Raw genomic sequence first — 12,713 nt, 5'->3', positions numbered from 1 at the left:
CATGAAAATTCTCTCGTCGCTCAGGGGAAAGACGAAGGTAAACCGCTCCGTGTGGGGCAATGTGTTGTTGTTTCTGTTTCTCGGGGTATTCGGGTGCTATATGGCGCTGCCACTGGTCTATTCGATCAATAATGCATTCAAGCCGTTGGACGAGCTGTTCTTGTTCCCGCCGCGCTTTTTTGTCCGCAATCCGACGATGAGCAACTTCTCAGATTTGTTTCACCTGCTTTCTAATACGTGGGTACCGTTTCTGCGTTACGCCTTTAACACAGTATTCATAACCATGGCAGGCACGATCGGCCACGTCCTGCTGGCTTCAGCTGCCGCTTACCCGCTGGCTAAGCACAAGTTTCGCGGCACGAAAATCCTATTCTCGGTTATTGTGCTTGCACTGATGTTTTCGCCGCATGTTACCGCTATTCCGAATTATATGGTTATTGGCAAGCTTGGCTGGATCGACACCTATTGGGCGATTATTATTCCAGCTTTTGCATTTCCGCTTGGCCTGTATCTGATGAAGCAGTTTATGGAGCAGATACCGGATGCCTTGCTGGAGGCCGCCAAAATCGACGGCGCCAATGAATACCGCATTTTCTGGACCATTGTTATGCCGCTGGTCAAGCCAGCCTGGCTGACGCTGACCATCCTGCTGTTCCAGCTTCTATGGGGAACGGATGGAGGCACCATGATTTACAGCGAAAATCTGAAGACGCTGAACTATGCGCTTGGCCAGATTGTGGCTGGCGGCATCGCGAGAGCGGGAGCGGGCGCTGCCGTAGCGCTGCTGTTGATGTCTGTGCCGATTCTTCTATTTATATTTACGCAGTCCAAAATTATCCAAACCATGGCGACATCCGGCATGAAGGAATGATGAGGGAGGGATGAACATGAATCAAAAGGTTTGCTTACTCATGCTTGCCCTGATCATTGCTTTAAGCGGTTTGGAGGCGCCGGCGGCGCAAGCCGCTGGTGCTCAAGACTACATGTATTCCTATTGGGGTGAATCGGTTCCTGGGCCCTCGGCGTATGTGCCAAGCCGGACCATCGACGGCCGCACGCTGGGCGTAGGGCCGCTCAGCGGGCCGTCCGATTTGGTTGCAGCTGACCGCATCTACATCCTTGATGCAGGCAACAACCGAATTGTAATGGCGAACCGTGACTGGAGCGGAGTGAAGGTCATCGATTCATTCGTGCGAGACGGGAAGCCTGACCACTTCCGCAATCCGCAGGGCATATTTGTAACCGGTCAAGGCATGATCTACGTAGCGGATACCGAAAACCACCGGGTGGTGCAGTTGGATAAGGATGGCTCCTTCGTCCGGACCATCGAGACGCCTGTATCGGATGTATTGCGCAAGGGATTTGAGTTTTTCCCGGTCAAGGTAGCCGTCGACAAGGCCAATCGGATGTACGTAGTGGGACGAGGCGTGTTTGACGGATTGATCGAATTTGATGCCGACGGCAAATTCACCAAGTTTACAGGCGCTAACCGCGTAAAGGTAGACGTATTAGATTATTTCTGGAAGTCGCTGTCGACTAAGGCGCAGCGCGAGCGGCTGGAGCAATTTATCCCGGTTGAATTCAGTAATCTGGATCTGGATGCCGAGGGCTTCATTTATACGACAACCTCCGAGAGAGGCTCGCTTACGCCAATCAAGCGTCTTAATCCAAGCGGAATCGATATATTGCGCAGAGAGGGCTACTATTCGCCGCAAGGCGATCTGGAGTACACCTACACCAGCAACGGCGGCAGCTCCATCTTTATGGATATTGACGTAAATGAGTATGGCGTATACAGCGCGCTCGATATCAAACGGGGTCGTATCTTCACCTACAGCGACGACGGCGACCTGCTCTATATCTTCGGCAAGCTCGGCAAGCAGGAGGGTACGTTTAAGGTTCCTGTCGCTATCGAGCGGCTGGGTGAGGACATTATGGTGCTGGACCGCGATTTGAACGAAATTACGCTTTTCGAGCCTACGCTGTTCGGACAGCGCGTCAACGCTGCTGTCCAGCTCTATTATGAGGGCCGCGAGCAGGAGTCGGCGCAGGCTTGGGAGGATGTGCTTCGGCTGAATGCCAATTATGAAATTGCGTATATCGGTATCGGCAAGTCGCTGCTCAGGCAGGAGAAGAATGAAGAGGCCATGCATTACTTCAAGCTGGGTATGACACGCAGTTATCACTCCAAAGCATTTGAGCGCCACCGCAAGGATGTGCTGCGCGACCACTTTGGCAGCGTCTTGTCGGGAATCAGCGTGCTTGTGCTGTTGATTGTATTCTATCGGATTGTCAAAAGAAGAAGGAAAGCGAGGTTGGATGCCCATGTCCATGGAACTTCTTAAGCAGTCGTTTTATGTTATTTTTCATCCGTTCAATGGATTCTGGGAGTTGAAGAATGAAAATAAAGGCAGGCTGACCCTTGCGCTTTCCTTGCTGTTCCTACTTGCCATCAGCAATATTCTGAATCGTCAGTTGGCCGGATTTCATGTCAATTTCAACCGCCTGTCAGATCTCAACAGCATTGAAGAGCTGCAATTTGTCATTCTGCCCTTTGTATTGTGGTGTGTGGCTAACTGGTCTCTTACAACGCTCATGGATGGCGAAGGCAAATTTCGGGATATTGTGATTGCAACAGGCTACTCGCTGCTTCCGTTCATTCTGATTTATATCCCACTTACGATTATAAGCAACTTTATTACGCTGAAGGAAGCGACATTCTATTATTTGATGCAGAACATTGCATTTATCTGGTTTATATTTCTATTGTTTGTCGGTACGATGAACGCGCATCAGTATACGGCTGGCAAAACGGTGGTTACGATGCTGCTGACACTTGTTGTGATGGGGATTATTGTATTTCTCGGTCTGCTGTTCTTCAGTCTGGTGCAGCAGATTACGAACTTTATCACCACCATTTACTACGAACTTATTTTCAGGGTTTAGGACAGGAGGTGCTATGAGCATGAACCGCATGAAGATGCTGTCTAGTCTGCTTGTCCTTGCTATTCTAGTCAATTTACTGATACTTGGATCGGTCATGGGCGACGGCGAGGCCGTTGCAACGAATCCGACAGAGTCGGTCGAGACGGTGGAGCAGGCAGTTGCACAGCCCATAGACCCCGTGTCGGGCATGAGAGTAGTAGCGGAAAATGAATTTTTGACGCTCTACTTCGATACGGAGACGACAGAGGTGGCTGTTAAAGACAAAAAGTCGGATTATGTGTGGCAGTCCAATCCGCCGCAACGGGAAGAGGATGCCATTGCTTCGGGACCCAATAAGGCTAAGCTCAGTTCTCAGCTGACGCTGGCGTATTACAACGCGGCCGGACTGATGCGGGAGTACGACAGCTTCACCGACAGCGTTCGCGAGGGACAATTTGAATCGGACATCAAGGACGGCGTGCTGAGCGTCCATTATACGATTGGCGATATGTCTCTGGGCATTGATGTCGTTCCAAAGCGAATCAGCGTGGAACGCATGGAGAGTAAAATATTGAGCAAGCTGCAGGACGAGAGTGTCCGCAGAGATGTGCTCAAGCGCTTTAAGCTTATTGAAGCTGAGCAGGTCTATGAACGCAGAGACAACGGCATCCAGGAGGTTCATCTGAAGCGATTGATGAATGTTTTTGCCGAAGTGGATTACACGCTGGAGGATGTACGGCAGGATAATGCTGACAATGGCTTTAATTCGGAAAATGTGCAGGAGAAGCCGCTATTTAGCGTGACGGTAGAGTACCGGCTGGACGGACCTGATCTGCTGGTCACTGTTCCGGGGGACAAGCTCAAGGGCCCGTCGGCGTATGTGCTGCAATCACTGCGGCTTCTGGAATATTTCGGTGCAGCCGGCCAAGCGCGTCAGGGCTATATGTTTGTGCCGGACGGTTCGGGGGCATTGATCCATCTGAACAACGGCAAGCTGAAAGCCGACCGTTATCAGGCGGCGCTGTACGGCACGGACAATAGCCGCTACCGGATGGAAAACAGGCAGTATGACGAAGTTTCGCGCCTTCCTGTTTTCGGCTTGAAGCAGGACGATAATGCCTTTCTAGCCATCATTGAGAAGGGCGATGCGCTGAGCTCGATTGAGGCGGATATTAGCGGGCGACGCCATGCGTACAACACTGTATTCTCCAGCTATCAGCTGACGGCAAAGGATGAGCTGACGCTGACCGGCAACGCGACGACCCAGACAACGTCCATCTTCCAGACCGCCCGCTATGAGGGGGATATCCAGGTTCGTTACGGCTTCTTGTCCGGCGATTCCGCCGACTACTCGGGCATGGCGGCTATGTACCGCGATTATCTGGTCAATCAGCACCAGCTGGATCGGCTGCCGGAGGGAGAAGATCTTCCGTTCTTCTTGGAGCTGGTCGGAGCCATTACGAAAAAGAAATCAATGCTTGGTATACCGTACCAGTCGTTGGAGCCGCTTACGACTTTCAAGCAGGCACAGGAGATTATGAACCAGATGAAAGAGGACGGAATCGGCAATATTCAGCTGCGCTACACCGGTTGGTTCAACAAGGGCATTAACCATAAAGCGCCTTCCAAGCTATCGGTGGACAAGCCGCTTGGCGGGGCGCGCGGGCTGGCTGAGCTGGCGGACTACGCCAGTGAAAATGACGTCAGGCTGTATCCGGATACGGCTTTCTCGACGATTTACGGCAAGTCTAACGGCTTCAGCCCATCCAAGGAAGCGGCTCGATTCATCAACCGCAGTCCGGTCAAGCTGTATCCGTATTCCCGGGCTACCTATGAGTGGGACAAGACGGCCGATCCTTATTACATTCTGTCGGGAAAAGCGCTCCCGGACTACGTACAGTCCTTTATGAATCAGTATGAAAAGCAGGGCATCAGTGGCCTGTCGCTGCGTGATCTGGGACGCGATGTCAACGCGGATTACCGAGACAAGGGAATCGTGGATCGTCAGCAGACCAAGGATATGATTAGCGAACAGATCGCTGAGATTGACCGGAGAGTAGAGCATGTGATGGTCGTTGGTGGCAATGCGATGTCCCTTCCGTACGCAGACAGTGTCGTCTTTGCGCCTTTGACATCGAGTAAATTCGATATTACAGATGAGAGTGTGCCGTTCTACGGCATGGTCATTCATGGCTATATCGATTATGCTGGCGAACCGCTAAATGTGATGGAGGATCAGAATGTGCGCAAAAATATGCTGAAGCTGCTGGAGACAGGAGCAGGCATCTATTACCAATGGTATTATGCGCCATCGCATGCCGTGAAGGAGACGCGCTTCAACGACATGTTTGCTTCCCATTACGGCGACTGGATCGCAGAAGCGGCAGACCTGTACCAAGAGCTTAGCCCGATGCTGCGCGATCTGCGTGCGCAAACGATCGTCCGCCACGAAAAGCTGGCTGAAGGCGTGTTCGAGACGACCTATGAAGGAGGCGCATCCTTCATTGTCAATTACAATAAAGAGGCCGTGCAGATTAATGGGGCGCGCGTCGAGGCGTTAAGCTACGTGCAGAAGGGGGGAGCATAGATGGCCAGGACTCGTTTGACACAGAACCAGCGGAAGGGCAGAATGGGCATTTTGTTCCTCGCCCCTTGGTTAATCGGTTTTATACTGCTGTTTGCGCTGCCGATTGGAGAGTCGCTGCGCTACAGCTTGAGTCAACTGGAGATGACCACCGAGGGCATGTCGATGAATTTTATCGGATTCGATAACTTTCAGGCGGCGTTTACGCAGCATCCCTCCTATAATCGCGTATTGACGGAAGCTGTTATTGATATGGTAGTCAATGTGCCGCTCATTATCTTTTTCAGCCTGTTCTCAGCTACGCTGCTGAATCAGAAGTTCAGAGGACGCGGGCTGGCCAGAGCGATTTTCTTCCTGCCGGTTATTCTCGCATCAGGAGCGCTGCTGGGCGTAGAAGGCGGAGATATTTTGCAAAATGTGATGCAGTCGGCTAACAGCCAGCAAGGAGACAGCATGTCTCTGTTGAAAAGCTTCGAGCTGGAGCGGATGCTGATTGAATCCGGAGCGAACGAATCGATCGTTTCCTATTTGACGGACGCCGTCAACCGGATCTACGAAATTATCAGCCGTTCCGGGGTGCAGATTCTGATCTTCCTTGCCGGCCTGCAGTCGATTTCGCCTTCGCTCTATGAAGCTGCCAAAATTGAAGGTGCGACAGGCTATGAGGCGTTCTGGAAGATTACGTTTCCAATGATTAGCCCTCTTATTTTGACTAACGTTATTTACACAGTTATCGACGCCTTCTCCAGCAGTCAAATGACCGTATTAATTCAGGATACAGCCTTCAGAACTTTCCAGTTTGGACTAAGCTCCGCTATGTCCTGGATTTATTTCTTGTGCATATCCATTATCTTGTTCATCATGTACTCGCTTATTTCGAGAAAAGTATTCTACTATGACTAATGTATAAGAGGTGAGGCTAATGGAGCCAATGCAACAAAAGTCCGTGACAGCTGTCAACCGCAGCGCCTGGCTGACGCGTTTTATGACCGGATTTCTGTGGAAGCTTGTGCGTCTGGTGCTGCTTGTCGGTATCTCTTACGTCATCCTTTATCCGATTATCCTGAAGATATCGATTGCCTTCAAGGACAAGCAGGACCTATATAACAAAACGGTAGTGTGGATTCCCAAAAACTTCACGCTGGATAATTTTAAGCTTGTTCTGCAAGTAATCGATTATCCAAAGGTGCTGCTGAATACCGTTCTGCTCTCTGGCGGCACGATGATATTGCAGATGATTACCTGCGCACTGGCGGGCTATGCGTTTGCGAAGCTGAAGTTCAAGGGAAGCAATCTCTTATTCATCCTGGTTGTTTTCACCATTCTGGTACCTCCGCAAACGATTATGGTACCGACCTATGCGCTCTACAAAAACTTTGATATTTTCGGCATTATTGAGCTATTTACCGGCAAACCGGGCATTAATCTGATCGGGACGTACTGGCCGTTCATTATTTCCTCGGGGCTGGCGATGGGACTCAAAACGGGGTTGTTTATTTATATTTTCCGACAGTTCTTTCGCGGTATTCCGAAAGAAATTGAAGAGGCGGCCTATATGGACGGAGCGGGCATTCTGACGACCTTCTTGCGGGTTATGCTGCCTAATGCGGTACCTGCTATTGTCACCGTTATGCTGTTTGCGTTTGTCTGGCAGTGGAATGATACGTACTTTTCGACGCTGGTGCTGATCAATCCTGATCTGATGTCGGCCAAGGTAGCGACCGTAGCCGGTCAGATTGCCTCGTATCTTGCTACGGAGGCGGGCATGGTAACCAGTACGGGCAATATAGATCCGTTCTATCTGTCCATGCTGTCCAATACGCTGATTTTGCTTGCTATTCTGCCGCTTGTCGTCATGTATTTCTTTGCGCAGCGCTACTTTGTAGAAAGCGTGGAGAGAACGGGGCTTGTAGGCTAAGTTTGACAAAACACGGAGCCGCATCGATTCATGTCAAGGCGCATGGAGTCGTGCGGCTCTGCTTGTTTAATAGTCTAGATAGCTTTCGAATATCGCATGACATGTATGGCTTAACCTAATAATCCGTTCTTCACAGTCAAGCTACCCATTGATGGCGGTTAAATACTAAGGGAATGCCAGCTTTCTTGCAGCCCGGAACTTGTCATTGCTATTTCATATCGGTGAGGGGTAACACGTGTGCTTATGGTCACCGCAGTCCAACCTTGATTTATTTCGTCAAGAACTGATTTTTGTTTGGAGACAAATTTATACCTACAATTTCGGGTACTGGGTGCCTGCGTTGCTCAGATGAGAAAAGGGAGGCTACATAATGGTCTATTTGCATGAAATAATAGAGCAGGAAAGGCGCAAGATGAATACACTTGGCGAAGCATTGATTGAACAAGTTATGCCCCTGTCTGAACATGAAGAGCTACTGGCAATTAGTCGGAAGGTAGACCGATTAATGTTGCAATTACATCTAAAAAAGCACGGAAAATCAGGTAAACACGATGGATGAAGAGGCAAAAGCCTTTAAGCTTCCGACTTGGTTTAAACTGTCATACATGGCTTCAGTCAGAAGATACCGTTACAGAAGTTAACCTAATTCATGACCGGTAATGAGGATGTATGCGACTAGAAAAATATTTAAAGTTACAATGATCACAGTAGAAAGCCAAGATAATAATTTAACCCATTTTCGGTTTGCAAACTCGCCCATCTTCCTTTTATCGCTTGTAAATAAGACGAGTGGAATTACGGCAAACGGCAATTGTAAACTGAGCACTACTTGGCTCCATAAGAGTAAATCCCCTGTCCCCTTTGACCCGGCAATCCATGTAACAACAAAGGCAGGCACGACTGCTATTAATCGAGTAACGATCCGACGGAGCCAAGGAGAAATTTTTAAGTTTATAAATCCCTCCATTACAATTTGCCCTGCTAATGTTCCGGTGATGGTTGAATTTTGACCAGAGGCAAGCAAAGCAACCGCAAATAATGTACTTGCGATACCTATACCTACAGTTGGGCTTAACAGCTCATAGGCTCCTTCAATTTCAGTCACATTCAACCCGATTCCGTGGAAAGCAGCTGCGCCTAGAATGAGAATGGCGGAGTTGATCAAGAAGGCGAAAAATAATGAAATGTTGGAATCCCATACCGAAAACTTCAAGGCTTCTTTTCGTCCTTCTTTATTTCGTTTGTATTGTCTGGTTTGCACGATGGATGAATGCAAATAAAGATTATGCGGCATAACTGTTGCTCCTAATATTCCTAGAGAGATAAACAGCATCTCTGGATTTGTAACAATTTCAAATTTCGGTACATAGCCGCCTAGTAACGCCGTTATTTCTGGTTTTGAGAAGATGACTTCAAAAACGAATACAACGAATATTGTCGCCATTAATACGATGATGAGGGATTCAATAATACGAAATCCTTTCTTCTGTAAAAGCAACAAAAGCAGCACATCCAGCGTTGTAATTAAAATTCCGAGTAATAAAGGTATCCCGAATAGTAAATGAAGCGCAATGGCTGATCCAATGACTTCTGCCAAATCACATGCAATAATCGCAACCTCTGATAAAATCCAAAGAATAAAGGCCGTTTTTATGCCAACGGCATCTCTAGTCGCTTGGGCTAAATCTCGACCCGTCACAACTCCTAATTTCGCTGCCAATGACTGGAGCAACATCGCAATTAAATTTGAAATTAAAATAACGGATAATAAGGTGTAGCCAAAACGTGCCCCTCCTGCAATCGATGTCGCCCAGTTGCCAGGGTCAACATAACCTACAGCCACTAAAGATCCCGGCCCGGCAAAAGCAAAAAATTTCTGCCAAAATCTCGCTTTGTTTGGAATGCGGATGGAATTATTAACTTCCTCCAAGCTTACAGTAGAGCTATGTCGGAGCCATCCTATATCTGCCTTGGTTTGCTCATCTTGACCATTCATTGTAACAGCACTCCCTCACAATGCTTAAATGTTTCCCTAGGTAAACTCTTTTTGTGGTAACCAAATATTATTCCTATGAGAAACTAATTGCAAGTGTTTTTTTATCGATCAGGAAATAACCGCTAACTAGTAGTTATAAGTATGTATTTTGCCCGAAGCCAACATTTTAATGACGACCATAAATATCCATTAGAGAAGCAAGCAAAGAGAGTGAACGGCAACCTGTCCATTCCAAATGAATGGTCTCGCATAAGATGTATGGAACTTATTTGAGATAATGGGGAAGGGGTGGGGGATTATGAGAAAAACGCAAGCTAAGGGATTTGAAAACCAAGTTTATTCGAATCGAGTTGTGAGGTCGGAATTCGATAAAAACTGGAGAACAACGGTGAGTAGAAGCGGGTATGTCATCTATACGGCAACCAGAAATCAGGCCAAAGTAACGGTACTGCTTAGCACCGGGGCAAGTAAATTACTCATCTTCAACAAAGGAGGCAAAGTTCTAGTTGGTTCTGGAGGAACCAGTCATTATAGTAAGCCGCATATTGCCAAGGATCTTTAAGTAAGTATAAATTCTGATAAAGTCTAAGCAGTCACCCCGAGAATCAAAAGACATCTCTACAGCTTTATGTTTCAGAAGTTGATGTTTTTATTGTGTTATCTATAATAATATGTATACTAGCATCATTTGTTTTTTATATATCCTTTTCCCAAGATAAAGATACTTAGAATTAAGTACTCCAAAAGTAAGCATTCAATTGCTCAATTGAGCGATTGAATGCTTACTCTGATTTTCGGACATTCACTATAGGGTCGAAAATGAAGATTGGAATGGTTAATTATAGATATGCATCCATTAAAGTGAAATGCCTAAACGATAAAGGAGAAAAAGGGATGACCATAATCGACAAATTAGCAACGTTACTTAATCGCAAAGACGAAGCTCCTAACCAGGAGCTGGCGAGAGATATTGCCGAACGAGAAGATAGAGAAGCTGTAAGAGAGCACATTGATCACTTATCTAACCAGGACAAGAACATTCAGAGCGATTGTATTAAAGTCCTCTATGAAATTGGACATCTCAATCCGTCTTTAGTTGCTGAATATAGCAACGAATTTGTTGCATTGCTTGATCATAGGAACAATCGACTGGTTTGGGGCGCTATGACAGCACTAGATGCGATAATTCTTGAAAATCCGGAAGTCATCTATGCTGCGCTTGAAAAAATTGTTGATCATACAGACAAAGGATCGGTAATCACCAAAGATCACGGAGTGAATATTCTGATTAAGCTTTGTTCTGTCCAACCATATGCGGATCATGCATTCGCCTTACTCATCGAACAGCTTAAGAGATGTCCCACAAACCAACTTCCCATGTATGCGGAGAATGCCATATCCATCGTTAACGATCAAAACAAAGCACTATTCACAAAGACGCTAATTTCACGACTCGACGATATTGAAAAAGAGACAAAACGAAAACGAGTAGAGAAAGTGATTAAGAAATGGAGTTAATGCTATCGTTTCTCCTACGCGAAAACAATCATCCGTTTCATGAATCCTGACTGTAACCGGACCCCAGTGCAACGAAGAGTCTTCCAACCGCCTGAACAGCGGAATGAAGGCTCTTTTGTCATTTTACTGGACCCGAAAGGGCGACCGCGAGAAGAGTTGTTTAGTAAACAGACTGGAATAGCGGCAGGTTGGTATGATAAAATAACGTTGTTATCTTTTTCGAGTAGAGGTGCGAACTATGAGCAAAAAAGCTGAGCAGACGGAAAAAAAGCTGCTTCAATGCGCAAAAGACGAGTTTCTGGAGAAAGGCTTCTTGGGGGCGAATGTACGGTCCATAGCCCAAAGAGCCGGAATGACGACAGGCGCCATTTACCGTTATTACGAAGATAAAAACGCGATGTTCGAAGCCATAATGAAGCCCGTGTTGGATGAATTCGATGTTTTGTTCCAGGAAGCCTCAAGCGTTCAATCCGAGTTATTGGACAACAACGAGCTGGAGTCGAGAATGCCCGTTGCATCGCGTAGGCTGCTTGAATTCGTCGACTATATGTACCAACGGTTTGATGAATTCGATATGTTGGTGAACGGCTCGGCAGGCTCGTCCCTGGAGAATTTCGCGGAGAAATGGATTGAAGCCGACATTGAAGCAACGCGACTTTATATGGAAAAACTCGTGGCTATGGGACTGCTGCGAAATGATCCTTCCATGCGTGTTATCGCCATTTTTGTCAAACAGGGCTATTGGGCTATATTGGAAGTCGTTGCGTCCAGAATGACCTACGAGGAAGCGATGGACTACATGCGCTATCTGATTCCCTTTTTGCATGCGGGCTGGAAGACTTTGCTGGAAGAAGGGGAAGAAACAGCCCCGAATTAAAGGAAATTGCGACAACGAGCAAAAAATCGAAGGGAGAATATAGCATGAGCACATTTGCAATAGGGCATGTATTAATCAAAACCAACCGCTTAAAGCAAACCGCAAACCGTTATGAAAGTCTGGGCTTTACGGTAACCTACCGAGTATCGCCTGAGAAAGCTCACAATGCGTTCATTTATTTTCGGGACGGCTCTTTTCTTGAATTGTTTAATCCCAAGCCGATTAATCTGGCCGACAATCTGATTCTCGCATTGCTTAAGCTTCTTCGACCCATTAATCCGGCTATGATCAAGCGTTATATGCACTACATCGCAAGCAAGGAAGGGATTACGGACTACGCCTTGGATAGCGTGCCTGTTGAAGAGGCTGAGGTTAATCTCGAAGTAATCAAGCAAGCCGGTGCGCGGGTGGGCAATAAAATCAAGCTAAGCAAAAAACTGCCCGATGGCATCAAGCAAACGTGGTGGATTTCGGTATTCGAAGAATATACGATGCCTTTTCTAATGAGTGCCTACGATCCTCCGATTGCTTGCCTGGAGCATGAACTTGCTCATCGCAATGGCGTGCATGGCATCGACTGTCTGGTGATCGACGTGCCGGATCTTGAGGCATGGATATTACAATATGAACCGCTTCGGCCCAAGGTCAATCGCTCCCAACAAGGAAATCAATGCGAGCTGATTTTTGAAAAACAACATAAAATCATCCTTCGCAAGTCTAATGAATACCGAATGGCGGAAATTCATTTGATAACTTCCGATTCGCTTGACGAAGACTTGGTCATTCAACCTCAGGAGAGCCATGGAGCGACCCTTGTCCTCAAGCAACGGCCATAACGCAAACTTTTTTCAATCAGCCCATACATTTGATTCAAAGAAGAGTGTTGCCGATAGAG

The 12,713-nt window shown here is 47.3% G+C and carries 12 protein-coding genes; 11 read left to right on the top strand and 1 reads right to left on the bottom strand.

The features are described 5' to 3' along the window. The first annotated feature begins 1 nt into the window (after position 1). The 7 genes from DX130_RS14090 (at position 2) to DX130_RS14060 (ending at position 7,986) form a co-directional block, all read left to right on the top strand. The gene (locus DX130_RS14090) at positions 2-871 is read left to right on the top strand and encodes a carbohydrate ABC transporter permease (RefSeq protein ID WP_116046419.1); all 870 of its coding nucleotides are present in this window, start codon (positions 2-4) and stop codon (positions 869-871) included. A 16-nt stretch (positions 872-887) separates the two neighbouring features. Then, a complete protein-coding gene (locus DX130_RS14085) occupies positions 888-2,345 on the top strand; it encodes an NHL repeat-containing protein (RefSeq protein ID WP_240644508.1) in 1,458 nt (485 codons plus the stop codon). Next, positions 2,326-2,946, top strand: coding sequence for a Yip1 family protein (locus DX130_RS14080; protein ID WP_116047192.1), 621 nt, complete (start codon positions 2,326-2,328; stop codon positions 2,944-2,946). Before DX130_RS14085 ends, DX130_RS14080 begins: the two co-directional genes overlap by 20 nt. 19 nt (positions 2,947-2,965) lie before the next feature. Beyond that, positions 2,966-5,512 (top strand): DUF5696 domain-containing protein, encoded by a 2,547-nt coding sequence (locus DX130_RS14075; RefSeq protein ID WP_116046416.1) that lies wholly within the window; start codon positions 2,966-2,968, stop codon positions 5,510-5,512. Then, on the top strand, positions 5,513-6,412 hold the full coding sequence (locus tag DX130_RS14070; RefSeq protein WP_116046414.1) for a carbohydrate ABC transporter permease: 900 nt from the start codon (positions 5,513-5,515) through the stop codon (positions 6,410-6,412). A 19-nt stretch (positions 6,413-6,431) separates the two neighbouring features. Next, on the top strand, positions 6,432-7,427 hold the full coding sequence (locus DX130_RS14065; RefSeq protein WP_338068641.1) for a carbohydrate ABC transporter permease: 996 nt from the start codon (positions 6,432-6,434) through the stop codon (positions 7,425-7,427). Between the two features lie 370 nt (positions 7,428-7,797). Beyond that, positions 7,798-7,986: an aspartyl-phosphate phosphatase Spo0E family protein gene (locus DX130_RS14060; RefSeq protein ID WP_116046412.1), complete on the top strand. Its 189-nt coding sequence runs from the start codon at positions 7,798-7,800 to the stop codon at positions 7,984-7,986. A 78-nt stretch (positions 7,987-8,064) separates the two neighbouring features. Here DX130_RS14060 and DX130_RS14055 read toward each other — a convergent pair whose 3' ends face one another. Further along, positions 8,065-9,423, bottom strand: a complete 1,359-nt coding sequence (locus tag DX130_RS14055) for an Nramp family divalent metal transporter (protein WP_116046411.1) — start codon at positions 9,421-9,423, stop codon at positions 8,065-8,067. A 298-nt stretch (positions 9,424-9,721) separates the two neighbouring features. Between DX130_RS14055 and DX130_RS14050 the strand changes: the two genes are divergently transcribed. The 4 genes from DX130_RS14050 (at position 9,722) to DX130_RS14035 (ending at position 12,654) form a co-directional block, all read left to right on the top strand. Continuing rightward, the gene (locus tag DX130_RS14050; protein ID WP_116046409.1) at positions 9,722-9,985 is read left to right on the top strand and encodes a hypothetical protein; all 264 of its coding nucleotides are present in this window, start codon (positions 9,722-9,724) and stop codon (positions 9,983-9,985) included. Between the two features lie 332 nt (positions 9,986-10,317). Next, positions 10,318-10,941 (top strand): hypothetical protein, encoded by a 624-nt coding sequence (locus tag DX130_RS14045; protein ID WP_116046408.1) that lies wholly within the window; start codon positions 10,318-10,320, stop codon positions 10,939-10,941. 238 nt (positions 10,942-11,179) lie between these two features. After that, the gene (locus DX130_RS14040) at positions 11,180-11,818 is read left to right on the top strand and encodes a TetR/AcrR family transcriptional regulator (protein ID WP_116046406.1); all 639 of its coding nucleotides are present in this window, start codon (positions 11,180-11,182) and stop codon (positions 11,816-11,818) included. A gap of 44 nt (positions 11,819-11,862) precedes the next feature. Then, a complete protein-coding gene (locus tag DX130_RS14035; RefSeq protein ID WP_116046405.1) occupies positions 11,863-12,654 on the top strand; it encodes a VOC family protein in 792 nt (263 codons plus the stop codon). The last annotated feature ends 59 nt before the right edge of the window (positions 12,655-12,713 follow it).

This window comes from Paenibacillus paeoniae, from assembly GCF_003388735.1.
Taxonomy (GTDB): domain Bacteria; phylum Bacillota; class Bacilli; order Paenibacillales; family Paenibacillaceae; genus Pristimantibacillus; species Pristimantibacillus paeoniae.
This window is presented reverse-complemented; position numbering and strand designations above follow the sequence as displayed.